The sequence below is a fragment of the Azospirillum picis genome (assembly GCF_017876115.1).
Lineage (GTDB): Bacteria > Pseudomonadota > Alphaproteobacteria > Azospirillales > Azospirillaceae > Azospirillum > Azospirillum picis.
This window is the reverse complement of the sequence record NZ_JAGINO010000003.1, coordinates 211,269-231,338: the sequence shown is the minus strand read 5'-3', so window position 1 is coordinate 231,338 and position 20,070 is coordinate 211,269. Positions and strand designations below refer to the sequence as shown.

At 66.3% G+C, this 20,070-nt stretch carries 14 protein-coding genes; 9 read left to right on the top strand and 5 right to left on the bottom strand.

Annotated features, from left to right (window positions below; translation table 11 throughout):
• Positions 1 to 22 precede the first annotated feature (22 nt).
• Entirely contained in the window at positions 23 to 649 is a 627-nt protein-coding gene (locus tag J2850_RS05995; RefSeq protein WP_209979797.1) for a LysE family translocator, read from the top strand.
• A 107-nt stretch (positions 650 to 756) separates the two neighbouring features.
• On the opposite strand, the gene J2850_RS05990 is transcribed toward J2850_RS05995, so the two are convergent.
• Together J2850_RS05990 and J2850_RS05985 are read right to left on the bottom strand one after the other, a co-directional pair.
• Positions 757 to 1,230 (bottom strand): sigma-70 family RNA polymerase sigma factor, encoded by a 474-nt coding sequence (locus J2850_RS05990; RefSeq protein WP_209979795.1) that lies wholly within the window; start codon positions 1,228 to 1,230, stop codon positions 757 to 759.
• Between the two features lie 447 nt (positions 1,231 to 1,677).
• Positions 1,678 to 2,232: a GNAT family N-acetyltransferase gene (locus J2850_RS05985; RefSeq protein ID WP_246512841.1), complete on the bottom strand. Its 555-nt coding sequence runs from the start codon at positions 2,230 to 2,232 to the stop codon at positions 1,678 to 1,680.
• A gap of 151 nt (positions 2,233 to 2,383) precedes the next feature.
• Between J2850_RS05985 and J2850_RS05980 the strand changes: the two genes are divergently transcribed.
• From J2850_RS05980 to J2850_RS05955, 6 genes are all read left to right on the top strand, one after another.
• Positions 2,384 to 4,882: a glycogen/starch/alpha-glucan phosphorylase gene (locus tag J2850_RS05980; protein WP_209979792.1), complete on the top strand. Its 2,499-nt coding sequence runs from the start codon at positions 2,384 to 2,386 to the stop codon at positions 4,880 to 4,882.
• A gap of 346 nt (positions 4,883 to 5,228) precedes the next feature.
• On the top strand, positions 5,229 to 6,263 hold the full coding sequence (locus J2850_RS05975) for an aspartate-semialdehyde dehydrogenase (RefSeq protein WP_209979790.1): 1,035 nt from the start codon (positions 5,229 to 5,231) through the stop codon (positions 6,261 to 6,263).
• A 182-nt stretch (positions 6,264 to 6,445) separates the two neighbouring features.
• Complete coding sequence (locus J2850_RS05970) at positions 6,446 to 6,688, top strand: phage tail protein (protein WP_209979788.1); 243 nt, start codon at positions 6,446 to 6,448, stop codon at positions 6,686 to 6,688.
• Between the two features lie 140 nt (positions 6,689 to 6,828).
• Positions 6,829 to 8,436, top strand: coding sequence for a peptide chain release factor 3 (locus J2850_RS05965; protein ID WP_209979786.1), 1,608 nt, complete (start codon positions 6,829 to 6,831; stop codon positions 8,434 to 8,436).
• Between the two features lie 210 nt (positions 8,437 to 8,646).
• Positions 8,647 to 10,218, top strand: a complete 1,572-nt coding sequence (locus J2850_RS05960; protein WP_209979784.1) for a sensor histidine kinase — start codon at positions 8,647 to 8,649, stop codon at positions 10,216 to 10,218.
• Positions 10,211 to 10,600, top strand: a complete 390-nt coding sequence (locus J2850_RS05955) for a response regulator (RefSeq protein ID WP_209979782.1) — start codon at positions 10,211 to 10,213, stop codon at positions 10,598 to 10,600. The genes J2850_RS05960 and J2850_RS05955 overlap by 8 nt, the downstream gene beginning before the upstream one ends.
• A gap of 30 nt (positions 10,601 to 10,630) precedes the next feature.
• Here J2850_RS05955 and J2850_RS05950 read toward each other — a convergent pair whose 3' ends face one another.
• The 3 genes from J2850_RS05950 to J2850_RS05940 form a co-directional block, all read right to left on the bottom strand.
• Positions 10,631 to 11,611, bottom strand: a complete 981-nt coding sequence (locus J2850_RS05950) for a transglutaminase family protein (protein ID WP_246512840.1) — start codon at positions 11,609 to 11,611, stop codon at positions 10,631 to 10,633.
• Positions 11,612 to 11,615: 4 nt separating this feature from the next.
• A complete protein-coding gene (locus J2850_RS05945) occupies positions 11,616 to 14,162 on the bottom strand; it encodes a circularly permuted type 2 ATP-grasp protein (protein WP_307354108.1) in 2,547 nt (848 codons plus the stop codon).
• 385 nt (positions 14,163 to 14,547) lie between these two features.
• Entirely contained in the window at positions 14,548 to 17,901 is a 3,354-nt protein-coding gene (locus J2850_RS05940) for a transglutaminase family protein (protein WP_209979780.1), read from the bottom strand.
• 240 nt (positions 17,902 to 18,141) lie between these two features.
• Here J2850_RS05940 and J2850_RS05935 point away from each other — a divergent pair, with 240 nt between their 5' ends.
• Together J2850_RS05935 and J2850_RS05930 are read left to right on the top strand one after the other, a co-directional pair.
• Positions 18,142 to 18,990 carry a hypothetical protein gene (locus tag J2850_RS05935; RefSeq protein WP_246512839.1) on the top strand — a complete coding sequence of 283 codons (849 nt, stop codon included), beginning with the start codon at positions 18,142 to 18,144 and terminating at the stop codon, positions 18,988 to 18,990.
• 119 nt (positions 18,991 to 19,109) lie between these two features.
• The gene (locus J2850_RS05930) at positions 19,110 to 20,066 is read left to right on the top strand and encodes a lysozyme inhibitor LprI family protein (protein ID WP_209979778.1); all 957 of its coding nucleotides are present in this window, start codon (positions 19,110 to 19,112) and stop codon (positions 20,064 to 20,066) included.
• Positions 20,067 to 20,070 lie beyond the last annotated feature (4 nt).

Sequence of the window (20,070 nt, the reverse complement as noted above, 5' to 3'; positions counted from 1 at the left end):
AGCTTGTCCGGGAGAGCGCGTCATGACGGTCGAGCATTGGTTGGTCTATCTGCTGGCGGCTGTCGGCCTGTCGCTGACGCCGGGACCCAACGGATTGCTGTCGCTGACCAACGGGGTGAGATTCGGTCTCGCCCGTACGGTTTTCACGGCACTGGGTGGGATTTGCGGTTTTCTTCTGCTGGTCGCCGCCTCCCTCGCCGGCATGGGCGCCCTGCTGGCGGCTTCGGAAACCGCCTTCTCGATCGCGAAATGGGCGGGAGCGGTCTATCTCGCCTATCTCGGCATCCGGCTTTTCCGTGCCCCACCGCCGAACGTCGATGAGGCCGACGCCGGTGGGTCGGTACGGGAAGCCACTGCCCGGCGGCTGTTCCTGCAGGGGTTCCTGGTGGCGGCCTCCAACCCGAAGGCGCTGATCTTCTTCGCCGCATTCCTGCCGCAGTTCATGGTTCCCGGCATCCCCTACTGGGAGCAGTTCGTCGTCCTCGGGGGCACCTTCGCGGTGGTCGAGTTCATCTATGAACTGATTCTGGCCGGCACCGCCCAGCGGATCGCTCCCTGGATCGGCCGGCACGGCCGCCTGTTCAACCGCGCGACCGGCGCGATGTTCGTCGGGATCGGCGGAATCCTGGCGGGTGCCAGCCGGACCTGAGACAGGCCAACGGCATTGCGGACCGGTTCGTCCAGGACCGGTCCGCAGGTGGAGTGCATGTCATTGTCGGCATGATGCCGGATGGCGGGGACCGGACCGATGGGCGATCAGGAGGCCATCAGGTTGTTCAGCCGCTCCCTCGCGCGGCAAAGGCGGGAGCGGATGGTGCCGATGGAGACGTTCAGCGTTTCCGCAGCCTCCTGGTAGGGACGGCCTTCGATGGCGACCAGCTTCACCACCTTGCGCTGGCTGGGCGTGAGGGAGGAGAAGGCGCGGTCGACGTCGCGGAATACCAGCCGCGACATCTGCGCCGCGTCGACCGACATGGCGCCGTCCCACAGCTCGACCTTGGTGACATGGCGGTCGCGCTGGAGGTTGTTGAAGTGCAGGTTCTTCAGCATGGTCGTCAGCCACGCCTGCATGTTGGTGCCGGGTTCGAAACGATGTTGCCGTGACAGGGCGCGGGCCAGGCAATCTTGAAGTAGGTCCTCGGCCGCGTTGGCGTCCCGGGTCAGCTTGCAGGCGTAGCGCTGCAGGTTGGGCATGCAGCGGATCAGTTCGTGTTCGAACGAGTACGCCATGGTCTCTCTTCCTCCACGGTCTGTTTCGTGCCGTCTGCCTGCCGAAGAATGGCGGCGCCCGCTGGGGCTGGGCGGAGACGACGAAAGGGGTTCCGGCACGCCGGGCAGGCGCCACCGGTTATGCGGGCTGGCGGTTCAGCAGCCCCGCTGCGTCTTTCGGTCTTGCGCCGTCAGGCGCCTTTTACCGCTGCGGTCCGGCCGCGAACTGGTTCGCAAGAGACGGCCGGACGGCCGGCGATAGGCCTGCTGGACGGTCGTCCTGCCGGTTCTGCGGTCCCCACAGGGTGCTGCGGAACGATCTGGTCGGCGGTGGCGTCATTGAGGCGGTCCCGTTGTTGCCCGTCGTTGATCGTGTCGGGAGCTAAACGCACCGTGCCTCCGGGATGTTCCACCAGAGGATCCGGAAAGAGTGACATCGGTGGCAGGACGCGGCGATTCCGGTCACGCCTAAGCTTGGGAGGGTTTACCACCTTCGTTCGGCTGATGTGCGGTCGCGAAGGCTTTCTCTAAGCGGAGAGCCGTCATCCCGTCCTCATAATAATCCGGGCGGACGGCGAAGCGCCGGTATCCGGCACTCGCGTAGAGCCGAAGGGCGGCAAGATTGTCGGCCCGCACCTCCAGCCGCATGCCGGTGCAGCCATGGACGGCTGCCCCCTCCTCCAACCCGGCCAGGAGACGGCGGGCGATGCCGAGGTTCCGGCGGCCGGGGTCGACGGCGAAGGAGGTGAGCCGGGCCGCCAGGCTGCCGGTCCGGAAGGCAACGACCCCATAGGCGGCTGCGCGCCCCTGGCAATCCGCCACCAGCACCATACCTTTGGCCTTATGGATGGCGTAGCGGAAATTGCGCGGCGTCATGCGGTCGGTCGGGAAGCTCTGCTCCTCGATCGCGAGTAGTGCCGGAATATCGGCCGTCTCGGCGCGGCGAATGGCGATGCTTGCTGCATCGCAGTGGACAGGATCGGTTTCGTGACGCATCGTTGAGGGTGTGAAGGGATGGGACATCAACCTACTCCCTTTTACCACAGCGAAACGACGATGTGCTCCATCCGGGGGAAAGCTTTGCTTAACCAACAGCATAGACACTTCCTCCCAGTCGGAGCGACGTCCCTCCAGCCGCCCGCTCCCATTGGCCTTTCAAGCAGAGAGTCAGGACATGGACGCTCGGTACAAAACTCGTGACATTGAACGCCGCAGTCTCGATGTCGATGGGCTCAAACGGTCCTTCTTGGAATGGCTGGTCTATTCGGTCGGCAAGGATGCCCGCGCCGCCACGCGCCGCGACTGGTTCCACACCGTGGCGCTGGCCGTGCGCGACCGCGTCGTCGACCGCTGGATGGACACCACCCGCAGCTACTATCACGAGGATGCCAAGCGCGTTTACTACCTGTCGCTGGAGTTCCTGATCGGGCGCCTGCTGACCAACAGCCTGTCGAACCTCGGCATCATGGACGAGTGCCGCCAGGCGCTCGACCGCCTCGGCCTGTCGATGGAAGACGTGGTGGACGCGGAGCCGGACGCCGCACTGGGCAACGGCGGCCTCGGCCGCCTCGCGGCCTGCTTCCTCGACAGCATGGCCTCGCAGGGGCTGCCCGGCTACGGTTACGGCATCCGCTATGAGTTCGGCCTGTTCGAGCAGCGCTTCGAGAACGGCTGGCAGGTCGAGTATCCCGAGCAGTGGCTGCAGTTCGGCAACCCCTGGGAGTTCGCACGACCCGAGGTGCTGTACCCGGTGCAGTTCTACGGCCGTGTCGAGGAGTTCCGCGACAGCGTCGGCGAGCGTGCCTACCGCTGGGTGGATGCCGACCGCGTGCTGGCGATGGCCTATGATACGCCGGTCGTCGGTTACGGCGGCGAGACGATCAACACCCTGCGTCTTTGGTCGGCGCGGGCGACGCGCGACTTCAACTTCGGCCACTTCAACGACGGCGCCTACATGAAGGCGGTCGAGCAGAAGATCCTGTCCGAGAATCTCAGCCGCGTCCTGTATCCCAACGACGCCACCGAGACCGGCAAGGAGCTGCGGCTGAAGCAGGAGTATTTCTTCACGTCCGCCTCGCTGCAGGACATCCTCCGCCGCTACCTGCAGCACCACACCAGCTTCGACAACCTGCCCAACAAGGCGGCGATCCAACTGAACGACACGCATCCCGCGATCGGCATCGCCGAGCTGATGCGCCTCCTGGTCGACCAGCATGCGCTGCGCTGGGACAACGCGTGGGAGATTACCCGCGCCACCTTCGCCTACACCAACCACACCCTGCTGCCCGAGGCGCTGGAAGCCTGGCCGGTGCGGATGATCGAGCGCGTCCTGCCGCGCCACATGCAGATCATCTACGAGATCAACGCGAAGTTCCTGAACCGCACCAAGGCGAAGGCCGCCGGTGACAATGCGCGCCTGTCGCGCCTGTCGCTGATCGACGAGCGGGGCGAGCGGCGCGTCCGCATGGGCAACCTGGCCTTCCTCGGATCCCACCACGTCAACGGCGTGTCCGCGCTGCACACCGACCTGATGAAGCAGACGGTCTTCCACGATTTCCACGAGGAATTCCCCGACCGCATCAACAACAAGACCAACGGCATCACCCCGCGCCGCTGGCTGAAGCAGGCCAACCCGGCCCTGTCGGAACTGATCACCACCCGCATCGGCCAGGGCTGGATTTCCGACCTGTCGCAGATCTCGGCACTGAGCGAGAAGGCGGAGGACGTGGTGTTCCGCGAGGAGTTCCGCCGGGCCAAGCGCAAGAACAAGAAGCGGCTCGCCGCCTACATCGCCCGCCAGACCGGCGAGGAGGTGCTGGTCGACAGCATCTTCGACGTGCAGGTCAAGCGCATGCACGAATACAAGCGCCAGTTGCTGAACGTGCTGCACACCATCGCGCTCTACAACGAGATGCGGGACAATCCGACGGTCTCCTGGGTGCCGGTGACCAAGATCTTCGCCGGCAAGGCGGCGCCCTCCTACCACATGGCCAAGCTGATCATCAAACTGATCAACGACGTCGCCAAGGTGGTGAACCACGACCCGTCGGTGCATGACAACCTCAAGGTCGTGCTGCTGCCGAACTACAACGTGACCGCGGCGGAGATCATCATTCCGGCCGCCGACCTGTCGGAGCAGATCTCCACCGCCGGAATGGAGGCGTCCGGCACCGGCAACATGAAGCTGGCGCTGAACGGCGCGCTCACCATCGGGACGCTCGATGGTGCCAACGTCGAGATCCGCGAGCATGTCGGCGCCGACAACATCTTCATCTTCGGCATGACCGCGGATGAGGTGAACGACCTGCGCGCCAGCGGCGGCTTCAACCCGCGGGAGGTGATCGCCTCGAACCCCAGCCTGAAGCGGGCGCTCGACATGATCTCCACCGGCGCCTTCTCGCCGGACGACCGCAACCGCTACCACCCGATCGTCCAGGCACTGACCGATGGAGGCGACCATTTCCTGGTGACGGCCGACTTCGCCGATTATTGCCGGGCGCAGGATGCGGCAATGCAGCTTTACCGCGACCAGGAGGAATGGACCCGCAAGGCCATCCTGAACACCGCCAACATGGGCTGGTTCTCGTCCGATCGCACGGTGAACGAGTACGCCGAGGAGATCTGGGACGTGCACCCGGTGCATCCGAACCATGACGGCGAGGGGTTCCGCTGAGGCGCGAAACCTCTTGCGGCCGTGCCTCTTGCGGTCGTCTCCCCGGCTCTCCTTCGCGAGAGCCGGGAAGGGCCGGACGAAGCGACGCAGGCGCTTTACAAACCCTGCCCATTCGGCTAAGACAACGGTCATGAACCGCAAGGCCATCACCACCACTACGACCAAAAAAGCGACTCGCTTCGGCGGGAAGCGTCGTGGTGCGTGCTGATCGGATCGACCAGCGTTTCTTCCACGAGGCAGGCCCCGCCGGACAACGGACGGGGCCTCGTCGTATCCGGGGTCCGCTGTCCGAACGACCGATAGGCCGGTCCGATCAACAGTGCGATAGACAGGACGGAACCCCGACATGAGCAGCAACATCGCCTCCGCTTCCCCCCGCCGCGTCGCCGTGGTCGGCGCCACCGGTGCCGTCGGCCGGGAGATGGTCAAGGTCCTCCACGACCGCAATTTCCCGGTCGCCGAACTCGGCCTCTTCGCGTCCGAGCGGTCCGCCGGCAAGGTGCAGGAAACCCCCTATGGCGCCCTGACCCTGAAGGCGTTCGACGCCGATGTCGTGAAGGGTTACGATGTGGTCCTGCTGGCGGTGTCCGGCGACTTCGCCAAGGCGCATGCCAAGGATCTGGCTTCGGCCGGCGCCCTGGTGATCGACAACAGCTCCGCCTTCCGCTACGACGCCGACATCCCGCTGATCGTGCCGGAAATCAACGCCCACGTCTTCCGCGAGGCGTATGCCGCCGGCAGCCGCCTGATCGCCAATCCGAACTGCACCACAGCCATCGCCGTCGTGGCGCTGGGTCCCCTGCACAAGGCCTTCGGCATCAAGCGTGCCATCGTCTCCACGTATCAGGCGACCAGCGGCGCCGGCGCCGAGGGGATGGCCGAGCTGGAGGAGCAGACGCGCAACCAGTTGGACGGCAAGCCGGTCACCAACAGCGTGTTCCGCCACCCGATCCCCTTCAACCTGATCCCCCAGATCGATGCCTTCCAGGAAAACGGCTATACGAAGGAGGAGATGAAGGTCACGTGGGAGACCCGGAAGATCATGGAGGTTCCCGACCTCCCGGTTAGCTGCACCGCCGTCCGCATCCCGACCTACCGCGCCCACTCCGAAGCGATCACGCTGGAAACCCTCCAGCCGGTCACGCCCGATGCCGCCCGCGCCGTGCTGGCCGATGCCGCCGGCGTGAAGGTGGTGGACGACCCGGCGAACGGCGCCTATCCGATGCCGCTGAGCGCCACCGGCCAGTATGACGTCGAAGTCGGCCGCATCCGCAGCAACCTGGTGTTCGGCGACCATGGCCTGGATCTGTTCGTCTGCGGCGACCAGCTTCTGAAGGGCGCTGCCCTGAACGCGGTGCAGATCGCCGAACTGGCGCTGTGACGAGCTCCTGAAGCCTCCAAGGGGGAAAATGGATTGCCATTTCCCCCTTTCTATCCATGTGTTCCGTAGGGTTGGTTGCGATTCTGATCGCCCGGTAAATCCTTTTCCGATTCCTGCTTAAGAATTTCCCCTAAGGCGTGTATCGTGAGCCGTGATGCTTACGATTTCACTGGGGGTGTGCGGTGGAAGAGTTTACTGGAGAAATTATCTTGGTTCCCTATGACTTCGTTCCTGATGGCTTTGCGGCCTGTGATGGAAGCAGTTTGAACGTTACGTCCTATGAAGCGCTTTACAGCGTAATGGGGAACAAGTTCGGGGGCGACGACAAGCAGAGCTTCAAGCTCCCTGATCTCAGGGGCAAAGAGCCGGTTCTTGGTCTCCATTATGTGATGTGCTTGACTGGGTTGTATCCGGACCGCCAGTGAACGGATGCTCGGACGGGCGGCAAGCCGCTGGAAACCGGCGCCCTGGGCTGCTATGTAATGCGCCGAGGGCCGGGGGCGTTTTCGCCTGCCGGCCCTTTTCGCCGTTCGCACGATCACCTTTTCTGTCACGGGACCCGCGCATGTCCGAACTTCAGGACGCCGTCTCCCGCCGTCGGACCTTCGCCATCATCGCGCACCCCGACGCCGGCAAGACCACGCTCACCGAAAAGCTGCTGCTGTTCGGCGGTGCCATCCAGATGGCCGGCGCCGTCAAGGCGCGCGGCGAACAGCGGCGCGCCAAGTCGGACTGGATGAAGGTGGAGCGCGAGCGCGGCATCTCCGTCACCGCCTCGGTCATGACCTTCGACTATGACGGACGCACCTTCAACCTGTTGGATACGCCGGGCCACGAGGACTTCTCGGAGGATACCTACCGCACGCTGACCGCGGTGGACAGCGCGGTGATGGTGATCGACGGCGCGAAAGGCATCGAGGCCCAGACGCTGAAGCTGTTCGAGGTCTGCCGTCTGCGCGACGTGCCGATCATGACCTTCTGCAACAAGATGGACCGCGAGGCCCGCGACCCGTTCGACCTGATCTCGGAGATCGAGAGCGCCCTGGCGCTGGAAGTCACCCCGGCGAGCTGGCCGATCGGCATGGGCCGTGACTTCCTGGGCTGCTACGACCTGATCCGCGACCGGCTGATCCTGATGGACCGCAGCAAGGGCGACGAGATCGACGACGGCATCGAGTGCAACGGACTGGACGATCCCAAGCTGGACGAGCTGCTGCCCGCCCATGCCGTCGCCAAGCTGCGCGAGGAGGTCGAGATGGCGCGCGGCCTGATGCCGGCCTTCGATCTCGAGTCCTACCGGGCCGGCCATCTGACGCCGATCTATTTCGGGTCCGCCATCAACAATTTCGGCGTGCGGGAGCTGCTGTCCGGCCTTGCCGAGAATGCTCCGCCACCGCGCCCCCAACCGGCCGACCCGCGCACCGTCGAACCGGACGAGGAGAAGGTCACCGGCTTCGTGTTCAAGGTCCAGGCCAACATGGACCCGAACCACCGCGACCGCATCGCCTTCGTGCGCCTCTGTTCCGGCCGCTACCGGCGGGGAGCCAAGCTGAAGCACATCCGCTCCGGCAAGCTGATGGCGGTGAACAACGCCGTGCTGTTCCTGGCCCGCGACCGCGAGGTGGCGGAGGAGGCGTGGCCGGGCGACATCATGGGCATCCCCAACCACGGCAGCCTTCGCATCGGCGATACGCTGACCGAAGGCGAGGATTTGCGTTTCACTGGCGTTCCCAGTTTCGCGCCCGAGCTGCTGCAGCGTGTCCGCCCGGATGATCCCATGCGGGTCAAGCATCTGCGCAAGGCGCTGGAGCATTTCGCGGAGGAAGGCGCCTCGCAGGTGTTCAAGCCGCTGACCGGGGCCGACTGGGTCGTCGGTGTGGTCGGGCAACTGCAGTTCGAAGTCCTCGCTTCGCGAATCGAGGCGGAGTACGGCATTGCGGCTCGTTTCGAGGGAGCGGGTCTCGATGCCGCCCGCTGGATCGAAACCGATGACAAGGCGCAACTGGAGAAGTTCATCGATCTCAACCGCTCGGCGCTGGCGGAGGATCACGACGGTGCCCTGGTGTTCCTGTCGCGCAATGCCTGGCACCTGAACCGCGCGCAGGAGGATTTCCCCGCCCTGCGTTTCCTGAAGACGCGTGAACAGAACCGCAAGGTGCACACCGCCGCCTGAGGCATCGCCCGGACGCAGTCCTTGCCCGCCCGTGGACCTGGCCGCGGGTGAGGGCGGTCCCGGGTGACACATCGCGGTGGCATATCCAGGCGGATTGACAGCTTGACGGCGTCGGCCGGGAAGCGGAACGTGTACGTGTAAGTATAACAGTCTCGACGCCTAATTGCGGCCTCTCCGCCAGGGAGGTGAGTTGGGTCGGGAAGGGCGGACATGGCAACGGGATTTGACGAACTCCTGGATCCGAACGGATTCGTGCCTCATGGTGTCTGCCTGCTGTGGCGGCCCGACATACTCGCGCTCCACATCGCCTCCGACACACTGATCGGATTGTCTTATTTCTCGATTCCGTTGGCGCTGCTGTATTTCGTCCATCGCCGCCGCGACCTCGTCTTCGGCTGGGTGGCGCTGCTGTTCGCCATCTTCATCGTCGCCTGCGGCACCACCCACTTGCTGGCCGTGTGGACGTTGTGGAACCCGGATTATCTGCTGGAAGGGGTGGTGAAGGCGATCACCGCACTGGCGTCGCTCGCCACCGCGGCGACCTTGTGGTGGTTGATGCCGCGATTGCTGGTCTTGCCCAGCCCGAAGGAACTGGAACGCACCAACACCGCGCTGGAGCGGGAGATCGCCGTCCGGCGCCAAGCCGAGTCCCGCTATTCCAGCTTCTTCAACAATCTGGCGGAGGCGCTGTTCATCGTCGAGGTCCGCCCCGACGGAGATTTCGCGTACGAGGCGATCAACCCGGCGCTGGCGCGAGCGACCGGCCTGAACCCCGAGCAGTTGCGCGGCCGTCGCGTCAGGGACGCGCTGTCGCCTGAGGTGGCGGACGCCGTGCTCGGCCGCTATTCCCAGTGCCGCGACACCGGCGAAAGCATCGACTACGAAGAGGTGCTCTCTCTGCCGGTCGGTCAGCGCGTGTTCCATACCATGCTGGTCCCGATGAAGGACGCCAATGGTCGCGTGGTCCAGTTGCTCGGCAGCGGGCGCGACGTGACGGAGCGCCGGCGCCTGCAGGAGGAGATGGTCCAGACCTCCAAGCTGGCGACATTGGGCACGCTGGCGGCCGGTATGGCGCACGAGATGAGCCAGCCGCTGAACATCATCCGCCTGTGGGCGGAAAACATCCTGGCCCGCCTGCGCGGCAATGCGCTCGACCCGGACCGCGTCGACCGTGCCCTGACGCTGGTCATCGACCAGACGGAGCGCATGGCCAGGCTGATCGACCATGTCCGCACCTTCGGCCGCCGCGACGGCGGATCGACCCAGGTCTTCCATCCCGTCACCTGCATCAACAGCGCGATCGACCTGGTGCGGCACCAGTATGCCCTGGAGGACATCGAGATTGTTGAACGTGCCGCCTCCACCGACCTGCTGGTGGATGGACGGCCGCTCGAACTGGAGCAGTTGATCCTCAACCTGTTTTCGAACGCGCGCGATGCCATCCTCGCCTTGCGTGGGGCGGGACGGGCGGCAGGCCGCATCATGGTCGATGTCAGCGGTGAGCAGGACGGCCACACCATGGCGATACAGGTGACCGACGACGGCGGCGGCATCGATCCGGCGTTGCTGCCCCGGATCTTCGACCCGTTCTTCACGACGAAGGAGGTCGGCCAGGGCGCCGGCCTGGGGTTGTCGATCGGCTATGGCATCGTCGACCGCATGGGCGGCCGCATCGATGCGGCAAATGTCGATCTTGAGGACGGCCACCGGGGCCTCCGCATCACCATCATCCTGCCGAGTCAGCCGGCATCCTCGCTGGACCGGGAGTTGTCGCATGCCTGAGCCATTCCACATCCTGATTGCTGAGGATGAAGTCCTTGCGGCGATGGCGCTCGAGGATTTCCTGTCCCTCCGCGGCTTCCGCGTCTCGGTCGCGGGAAACGGCATCGAGGCGCTCGAGCGCTTCGCCCGGGAGAAGATAGACGCGCTGGTGACCGATCTGCGCATGCCGCGCATGGACGGGCACGCGCTGATCCGCGAAATCCGGCAACGCGACGCCGAGTTGCCGGTGGTGGTGATGACCGGCTACCTCACCCATGACAGCGACCTGACGCACGACCGATGGAAGCCGCTGGAGATCTTCAGCAAGCCCGTTAACCCACGGACCATCCACGCCACGCTGCAGCGGATGCTCGGGATGCCGCCGGCGACCGCGGACGCCTGACTGCCCGCAAAGCCGCCTGCACGGACACTCTCAGCCTTCCAGCGGCTCGACGTCGACGCTGACCGTCAGCCCATGGCCGGCACCGCCGACCAGCACGCCGCGGGCCGGGCTGACATCGTCATAGTCGCGGCCCCAGGCGACCGTGATGAAATCGCGGTTGGCGAGGCAGGCGTTGGTGGGGCAGATGTCGAGCCAGCCGCCGGGACCGCACCAGACCGATGCCCAGGCGTGGCTGACGTCGGCGCCCACCAGCCGCGGCTTGCCGGGCGGGGGCAGGGTACGGAGATATCCCGACACATAGCGCGCGGGCAGGCCCATGCCGCGCAGGCATCCGACCGTGATCTGGGCGAAGTCCTGGCACACCCCGCGCCGGCTCCGCATCACCTCCGCCAGCGGGGTCGCCACCGTGGTGGCCGTCGGGTCGAAGGCGAAGTCGCCGTTGATCCTCTGCATCAGGTCGATCGCCGCCGCCATCACCGGGCGCCCGCCGGCGAAGCTGCCGCGGGCATAGTCCAGCAGGCTGGGGCTGACGGAAACCAAGGTGCTGTCGAAGCAGTATTGCGTGATCTCCGCCCCGTCGTCCGGTCCCGACAGGCCGCGCAGGCTGTCGCGGACCTGTTCCCAAGCCAGCGACGCGTCGGGGGAGATGGGCGGCACATCGAACACCTCGACCTCGCTTTCGGCGATCACCGAGAAGCTGCGATGCGGTTCCTGCACCGCGACATAGGTCACGGTGTTGCCGAAATAGTCCACCCGCTGGCTCCGCACCGCGGGCACCGGATCGATGGTCAGCGTGCTGCGGCGGACGCGCTGGCGCGGGTGCGGGCGGGCCGTCAGGTGCAGGAGATGGTGGGAGATCGGCACGTCTTCGCCATAGTCGTAGGCCGTGGCGTGGCGCACCCTGTAGCGGGTCGAAGCGCCTGATGGCGATGCCGGCGCCGCGCCGCCGGTGGTGGAGGCCGGCATCTGGTCTGGCGGTGTGTGATGCGGCGGTGTGGGGTTCGGCGTCATCGCATCAGGCCGATCTTGCGAAGGCATGGCTGAAGTAGGCATGGGCCAGGAAATTGGACACGTCCGGCAGCGACATCGCCAGCGTGTCCAGCAGGACGCGCAGCATCGCGCTGTCCGCCAGTGCCTCGCCACGCGCGAGGCTGTCGCGGGCGGTGGCGATAATGGCGAGCGCACCGCCGGTCGGATCGGTCCCGGTGCCGACGCCCTGGTCCGGCAAGGCCCGCATGTGACGGTCGAGCGCTCCGAGCTGGAAGGCCAGCGCGCGCGGGTTCGCCTCCTCGGCCAGCAGAAGCTCCAGGACGGCGGTACGCTGCACCCGTGTCAGATGTCGGGCGCGGTAGGTCATGATGCTCTCGCCCAACTCCAGCAGGATGGAGAGGGTGGCCGCCTGTGCCGGCTCGTCCAGCCGGTCGAGGTCGGCGATCCGGACGCCGCGCGTCACCGCAATCATGTGGAGCGCCCGTTCGATGCGCCGCCCGATGTCGAGGAAACGCCATCCGGCGCCGCGCGTCATGCTTTCCTGCTCCAGCCCCGAGAAGGCAGCGAGGCTGATCATCACCTCGTCGAGGAGAAGCGCCAGCGAAGCCGAATCGGTCCGCGCCTTCGGCTGCTGGGTCTGGCGATCGATGGCGGAAACCACGCGCCACATGTCCATCGACAGGCGGTCGCGCACCGAGTAGGCGGTGCGATGAAGGCGCAGGACCTGGGACCGCAGGCTGTTCGGGTGCTCCGGATCGGTCACTGCCGCATTCAGCGCTTCGCGCAGGCCGCGGTTCGGGCCGCCTTCGCCAGCGCGTGCCATGTCCGCCGGGATCATGCCGAACGAGAACAGCAGGTCGAGCAGGGGGCGGAGTTGGGCGGCCGCGCCCGGCATGTTGCTGTCGATCAGCCGGTTCTGGGTTGCCCGCAACAGCCGCAGGGTCCCTTCGGCCCGCTCGGCGTAGCGGCCGAGCCAGAACAGGCCGTCGGCGACGCGGCTCGGCAGGTCGTTGGCCGACGGGCGGGCACCGCTGGCGGTCGGCTCGGTCGCCAGGGCGGGCCGCGGCTGCGTCGACGCGACGTCGGACCGGCGCGCAGCCAGGATCCAGGTGTCCTTGCTGCCGCCCCCGCTCTGCATCGACACCACCAGCCGCCCCGATTCGCTCGACACGCGGGTCAGGCCGCCGGGCATGACCGCATAGCCGCCGCTCGGCGTGGCGCAGAGGAAGGTCCGCAGCACCAGAGGGCGCGGCTGCAACCGCCCGTCCTGCCAGACCGGGGCGGTGGACAGGGCCAGTTGCTCCTGGCCAACGAAATACCAGGGGCGGCGCTTGATCCGCTCGACGAGCGACGACCGCTCCCCGGCGGAGAGCTGGGCGCCGAAGATGGGCTCGAAGGCGAGGGACGGGAAGGCCGGCTTGATCACCAGCCCGTCGAGATGGTCGAGGACATAGGCCCGCTCGGCGTCGTTCCCGCACCACCAGCTCGCCACCCCCGGCAGGCGCAGTTCCTCGCCGAGCAGATGGCGGCACAGGGTTGGCAGCGATGACTTCATCGCCATCGATTCCATCAGCCCGGACCCGAGCGCGTTCGCCACCACGACGTTGCCGGCTCGTACGGCCTCGATGAGGCCGGCGACGCCGAGAGAGCTGTCGGCCCGCATCTCCAGGGGATCCGCGAAGTCGGCATCGAGCCGGCGCAGGATGACATCCACCTGTTCCAGCCCCGAGAGGGTCTTGAGGAACACGGTCCGGTCGCGGACGGTCAGGTCGCCGCCCTCGACCAGGGTGATGCCGAGATAGCGTGCGAGGTAGACGTGCTCGAAATAGGTCTCGTTGTACGGTCCCGGGGTGAGAAGGACGACGCGGGGCGTCCGTCCGCCGGCGCTGTTGCGCGCCGCCAGGGAGAGCAGGGTCTCCTTGAACGTGTCGAAGAAGCCGGTCAGCCGCTCCACCTGGCAGTGGCGGAAGCTGTCGGGCAGCACCTTCGCCATTACGGCGCGGTTTTCCAGGGCGTAGCCGCTGCCGCTCGGCGCCTGGGTGCGGTCGGACAAGACCCACCAGCGCCCGTCGGGGGCGCGGGCCAGATCGACGGCGTAGAAATGCAGATGGACGTCGTTGGGAACACGGATGCCGTGGACGGCGCGGCGGAAGCCGGGATCGGCATGGATCACCGATGGCGGCAGGCGACCGTAGCGGGTCAGCGTCTGCGGGCCGTACAGGTCGGTCAGGATGGCGTTCAGCAGCGATGCCCGTTGGATCAGCCCGGATTCGATGGCCTTCCATTCGTGCCAAGGCAGCAGCAGCGGCATCATGTCGAGCGGCCAGGGCCGCTCCATGCCGTTGGGATCGCCGTAGATGTTGTAGGTCACGCCGTTCTGGTGCAGCAGGCGGCGGGCTTCCTCCCAGCGGTGCGCCATCTGCTCGGCGTCCAGCGGACCCAGCGTGCTCATGAAGGTCTGCCAGTGCGGCCGCAGCCGTCCCTGGCCGGTCACCATTTCGTCGTAGACCTGTCCGGAACCATAACCGATCGCATCGGCTTCGCCGAAGAGCGACCCTTGCGTGAAGGGCACTGGCGGCACCCCGGATTGGGGCGGCGACACCGGCGTACGGAAAGGCTGATCGGGCTGGGACAAGGTCGGACTGATGCTTTTTGCCTATGAAGGGAGCAACAGTCTGAACGTCCCCGTCCAGCGATGCAAGGCTGGCGGCCGGCGGTTCCATCCGGAAGTGGTGAGATTCCGTCCGGCCCGGCCGGCCTTGCGTCAAATCGTGAGCCCGAAGCGAAGGGCAAGGCAGGGCGCCGCGCAGGGAGACGCCAGCCCTCCCGCGCCGGCCGGGAGCGACCACGGACGGGAACAGCCTCCTTCCGCCCAGGCGGCCCCGATGTCTCTTCCGACCGGCCCCGGCATCACGCTGGTCGTGGTTCCCGCCCGAATGCCGCCGGTGCGGGCCGAATCACCCGCGTCGCAGATCGAGGGTCATCGGGAATTGCGGGTTGCGTTCCTCCGGCGGCGTGTCCATCGGGCCGGGGGTATGACCGAACGGGAAGAAGCGCGCAAGGCGCCGTCCCTCGGCCTCGTTGGCATTGACCGGGAACGTGTCGTAGTTGCGCCCACCCGGATGCATCACGTGGTAGGTGCAGCCGCCGATGGAACGCCCGGCCCAACTGTCGAGGATGTCGAGGATCAGCGGCGTGTGGACCGGGATGGTCGGATGCAGGCAGGACGGCGGCTGCCACGCCCGATACCGCACGGCGCCGACGAATTCACCTTCCACACCGGTCGGGATCAGTGGAACGCGCCGGCCGTTGCAGGTGATGACGTGGCGAGCGTCGATCAGCCCGGTGACGCGGACCTGGACCCGCTCCACCGAGCTGTCGACATACCGCACGGTGCCGCCGCCGCCCGGTTCCTCTCCCAGCACGTGCCAGGGCTCCAGCGCCATGCGCAGCTCCATGGTGATGCCGCGCTGGCTGACATGGCCGTAGACCGGGAAGCGGAAGTTGAAGTGCGGCGCGAACCAGCTTTCCTCCAGCGGATAGCCTTGGTCGCACAGGTCCTGCAGCACGTCGGCCATGTCCTGCTGGAGGAAGTGCGGCAGCATGAAGCGGTCGTGCAGTTCGGTGCCCCACCGTACCAGCCTGCCCTTGTACGGGCTTTTCCAGAAGCGCGAGACCAGCGCCCGCATCAGCAATTGCTGCGTCAGGCTCATTTCCGCATGTGGCGGCATTTCGAAGGCACGGAACTCGACCAGGCCGAGCCGGCCGGTGGAGCTGTCCGGCGAATAGAGCTTGTCGATGCAGAACTCCGCCCGGTGGGTGTTGCCCTGCACGTCGACCAACAGGTTGCGCAGAACCCGGTCGACCAGCCAGGGGGGGCAGTTGCCGCTGGCGGCTGCCTGGTCGATCTGGTTGAAGGCAATTTCCAACTCGTAAAGCTGGTCGTCGCGCGCCTCGTCGACACGCGGTGCCTGGCTGGTCGGCCCGATGAACAGCCCGGAGAAGACGTAGGACAGGGCAGGGTGGTTCTGCCAGTAGGTGATCAGGCTGCGCAGCAGGTCGGGCCGGCGCAGGAAGGGGCTGTCGGCGGCGGTGGCGCCGCCCATCACCACATGGTTGCCGCCGCCGGTGCCGCAGTGGCGCCCGTCGATCATGAACTTCTCCGCACCCAGGCGGGACTGGCGGGCGTCCTCGTAGAGCGCGGTGGTGTTGCGCACGAGTTCGTCCCAACCGTGGGCGGGATGGATGTTCACCTCGATCACTCCGGGATCGGGCGTGACCGCCAGCGAGTTGAGGCGCGGATCCTTCGGCGGCTGGTACCCTTCGATGACCACCGGCATCTCCAGCTCGACCGCCGTCGCTTCGATCTCGGACAGCATCGCGAGATAGTCTTCGAGCGTGCTCATCGGCGGCATGAAGAGATGCAGGCGGCCATTGCGCGCCTCGCAGGTGAGGGCGGTGCGGACGATCCACCAGGCCGACCTGCCTTCTTCCGGCATCTCGTCGCGAACCTCCGCCATGATGCGCTGGCGTTGGGCGATCCGCTTGTCGGTATGGACGCCGCGGTCCGACTCCTGGACCGCGCCGCGGATTTCCTGGCGGCGCTGGACCGGATGCGGGGGCAGCGGTCCGCGTTCCTCGAAAGGGTCGGTTTCCCAGCCGTAGGGGTAGTCGGATTTGGAAACCCATGGCAGCGAGCCGAGCGGCAGGCGGTAACCGACGGGACTGTCGCCGGGAATCAGCAGCAGCTTCTCCTGGCGCAGCGGCCAGGTGCTCGACAGCCAGACTGGCCCCTGCTGGGTCATGCGGCGATTGATCGGCAAGGCGAAGCCGACCGGCTCGGCGAGGCCGCGGGTGAAGACGCGGGCGAGGCGCTCGCGCTCCTCCTTGTCCTCCAGCCTGCTGTGCAGCGGGTCGACGTTGACGGGGAGCTGGGCTTCCTTGCGCAGGTAATGCCAGGGATCCTCATAGGCGCCAAGGACGAGCTGCGGATCGAGGCCCAGCCGCTTGGCCAGCGCCATCAGGAAGACTCCGGCATCCTGGGCGGTATGGCCGTAGTCGGTGTCCTCGCGTGCCAGCAGGTCGCTGTTGGCCCAGATCGCCTCGCCGTCGCGTCGCCAGTAGACGGTCATCGCCCAGCGGGGCAGGGATTCGCCAGGGTACCATTTGCCCTGGCCGAAATGCAGCAGGCCGCCGGGAGCGAAGCGCGCCATCAGGCGGTGGATCAGGTCGGCCGCAAGCTTGCGCTTCTGCGGACCGAGCGCCGCGGTGTTCCACTCCTCGCCGTCCATGTCGTCGATGGAGACGAAGGTCGGCTCGCCGCCCATGGTCAGGCGGACATCCCCGTCCTTCAGGTCCTCATCGACCCTGTGGCCCAGCGCCTCGATGGCCGCCCACTGCTGGGCGCTGTAGGGCTTGGTGACGCGCGGCGCCTCGTAGATGCGGGTCACCGACATCTCGTGGGTGAAGTCGACTTCGGCCTCGTCGACCATGCCGGATATCGGGGCGGCGGAGGAGGCATCAGGCGTGCAGGCCAGGGGGATGTGGCCTTCGCCCGCCAGCAGGCCAGAGGTCGGGTCGAGGCCCACCCAGCCGGCGCCGGGCAGGAACACTTCCGTCCAGGCATGCAGGTCGGTGAAATCGCTCTCCGGGCCGGACGGGCCGTCCAACGCCTTCTGGTCGGCCGTCAACTGGATCAGGTACCCGGAGACGAAACGGGCGGCCAGACCGAGGTTCCGCAGGATCTGAACCAGCAACCAGGCCGTATCGCGGCAGGAACCGCTTCGTTTGGTCAGCGTCTCCTCGCAGGTCTGGATGCCGGGCTCCATCCTGATGAGGTAGCCGATGTCCTGCTGCAGCCTCTGGTTCACCGCGACCAGGAAATCGATGGTCGGCGTCTTTTCGCGTGGGATGGCTGCGAGATACCCTGCGAGCTCCGGGCCTGGCTCCTCGGTTTCCAGGTAGGGGCGCAGCTCGCGCTGCAGCCATTCGTCATAGGAAAACGGGATGTGGCCGGCCTTCTCTTCCAGGAAGAAATCGAAGGGGTTGATCGCGGCGATCTCGGCGACAAGATCGACCTCCACGATGAACTCGCGCGTCTTCTCGGGGAAGACGAAGCGGGCCTGGAAATTCGACTGCGGGTCCTGCTGCCAATTCAGGAAATGCTGCTTCGGGCTGACCTTCAGCGAGTAGCTGAGGATCGGTGTCCGGCAATGCGGCGCCGGGCGCAACCGGATGATCTGCGGCCCGAGGGACACCAGCCTGTCGTAGCGATAGATCGTCTTATGGTTCAACGCGACGTGGATCGCCATGGAAAACCCTGCCTCATGCCTGTTCCGTGATGATCGCGTCCCGGTTCGATCCGGAATCGCTTCATCAACCGTAACACTGAAAAATCGGACCCGACAGGGCAGGCGCCGCCTTGCCTTGCCGCAGGTGCGAAAAAGCCATGAAGTTGCCCGCTGGGCGCGCCACAGCTTTCTTCTGTTCGCGTTACCCTTTATATCCAGGGACAGCCTCGGGCGTCGGACCGGAAAGGAGACTGCAGCGGTATGGCGGTGTCGGCCACGTCTTCCAGAAGAGGCGGTGTTCCGCATCCCGGACTTGGAACGGACGCTGCCGGCCCGGGCGGCGCCGGGCGGGGCGTCATCACCGGAAAGTACTTCAACGCCAAGCCCTTGCCCCCAGCCGCCGACATTCTGGGGAATCCGCTGGTCGTCCGGAGCCTGTCGGTGCACAGGCTGCCGCGGGAGACGATCGGCAACCGCGTGGGCCGGTTTCTCGCACGGCTGAACATCGGCAGCCAATCAGCCGAGACCCGCCTGCGCTGGACGCTGCACGACACCATCCACGCCACCCTGGCGTCGCTGTCGCCGTCGGCAGCCCATCTGGCCGGGGCGCGCGTGGCGGCCGGGAAGCGGTCGGCACCCATCATCGTGGTTCGCCATCCCTATCACCTGCGTCATGCCTTCGAGATGCTGCCGCAACTCCCCGGCACGCTCGCGGCGGAGCGCCGGTTCCTTGAACTGGTGCTGAGCCGAGCGTTGAGACGCTATGGCGAGCAAATGTCACTGATGAAGGGAAGCCCATTTTCCTTTGAGCATGAGGCAAAGGAGTATTTCTATTCCGGATTTCGGCTGGAGAAGAAAATTAAGAAAATCGGAGATTCTGGAGAGCGCTTTCCTGTATTGCGGGCGGTCCACACAAACTATTCCCATGGACGTAGTTACTATTTATATTCCCTGATCCGGAGGGAAAGATTGGCACCGGACAACAAGCTGTTCATGCTTTTCGCCCGAGCGGCTTATTTCATGGCGCGCATCGATTGGAACGGCGAGCTGCTGGGGAAACCCAATCCGCGCATGCTGCCCAGCCGAGACGACCTTCTGTTCTTCGTCTAGCGTGACAAGTCGGTCGTGACGCGTTATCGCACCGATCGTGATTTTCAGCGCCAGGTCAAAGCGGTGCTGGATGCTTTCCCGGCATCGTGATGCCTCGCGTCCTGCTTCAAGGGTTCCCCATGCGTCCCGTCTTCCCGGCACTGTCCCTGCTGAGCGGCCTGCTGGCCGCCGGTTCCCTGGTTGCCTTCCTGGCGGCTGGCCCGGTGCATGCGGAGCAACCGCCCGGTGCACCGGCCGCAGCGGCCGGGGGCGATGGCGTTTCCGGTGCCGTGACCGCTGCTCCCGCCTGTGGTGACGCCGAAAGCCCGGTGGCGCAGCTCATCTGCCGGGAGCCGGCCTTGTCCGCGGCCGCCGCTGCGATGAAGGACGCCCTGGAGGCGCTGGCCGCCACCACCGACGACACCGGCCGTACGGCGATCGAGGCGGCGCAGACCCTGTGGCGTTCCCGTCGGGATGAAGCCTGTCCGGTTGTCGCCGCCGATCTGGGCGAGTCGAAGGGTGCCAAGGTCCGCGGTGATTGCCTGTTGCGCATGATGAAACAGCGGACGACCGCGCTGACGGCAGAGCGGCAGGCGCGGTTGCGGCCTCTGGGTGATCTTCCGGTGACGGTGAGCGGCGCCGCGGCACCCCGTTTCCCGGCACCTCCGGCGCATCCGCCGGTGATAGACCGCAAGGTGACGCTGTCGGCGCTTGCCGGCCGCTGGGCCAAGGCCGCTCCTGCAGATCGTACGGTCATCGACGATTGCCGCAGCTCCTACCTGGAAATCGGCAGCGACCTGACCCTCCATGCCGCCGATCCCCGGCTTCCGGTCTTCCCGCTTGATGGCCGCCTCGCGGCCGACGGAGATCCGCTCCAGGCGGTTTCCGTGCTACCGCCGCAGGGTGGAAGCGGGGCTGCCGACCGCCTGCCTGCCGAGCCGCAGCCTGAGTCGAAGTCCGGGCCGCAGCCCGCGGGCGTGCCCGCGCCCTTGGGCAGCCTGCGGCTCGAGCCAGCCGACTCGCCCCGTTTCGACCGCCTGGTCCTGCGGATTGCATCCCCAGCCGGCTTTGCCGCCGAGTTCGTGCGCTGCCGGTGACGCT

Coding starts and splice junctions, on each gene's coding strand:
- J2850_RS05950 (WP_246512840.1), bottom strand. CDS start 11,611: ATGACGCCGAACCCCACACCGCCGCATCACACACCGCCAGACCAGATG.
- J2850_RS05940 (WP_209979780.1), bottom strand. CDS start 17,901: ATGGCGATCCACGTCGCGTTGAACCATAAGACGATCTATCGCTACGAC.
- J2850_RS05985 (WP_246512841.1), bottom strand. CDS start 2,232: ATGTCCCATCCCTTCACACCCTCAACGATGCGTCACGAAACCGATCCT.
- J2850_RS05990 (WP_209979795.1), bottom strand. CDS start 1,230: ATGGCGTACTCGTTCGAACACGAACTGATCCGCTGCATGCCCAACCTG.
- J2850_RS05980 (WP_209979792.1), top strand. CDS start 2,384: ATGGACGCTCGGTACAAAACTCGTGACATTGAACGCCGCAGTCTCGAT.
- J2850_RS05960 (WP_209979784.1), top strand. CDS start 8,647: ATGGCAACGGGATTTGACGAACTCCTGGATCCGAACGGATTCGTGCCT.
- J2850_RS05955 (WP_209979782.1), top strand. CDS start 10,211: ATGCCTGAGCCATTCCACATCCTGATTGCTGAGGATGAAGTCCTTGCG.
- J2850_RS05930 (WP_209979778.1), top strand. CDS start 19,110: ATGCGTCCCGTCTTCCCGGCACTGTCCCTGCTGAGCGGCCTGCTGGCC.
- J2850_RS05935 (WP_246512839.1), top strand. CDS start 18,142: ATGGCGGTGTCGGCCACGTCTTCCAGAAGAGGCGGTGTTCCGCATCCC.
- J2850_RS05995 (WP_209979797.1), top strand. CDS start 23: ATGACGGTCGAGCATTGGTTGGTCTATCTGCTGGCGGCTGTCGGCCTG.
- J2850_RS05975 (WP_209979790.1), top strand. CDS start 5,229: ATGAGCAGCAACATCGCCTCCGCTTCCCCCCGCCGCGTCGCCGTGGTC.
- J2850_RS05965 (WP_209979786.1), top strand. CDS start 6,829: ATGTCCGAACTTCAGGACGCCGTCTCCCGCCGTCGGACCTTCGCCATC.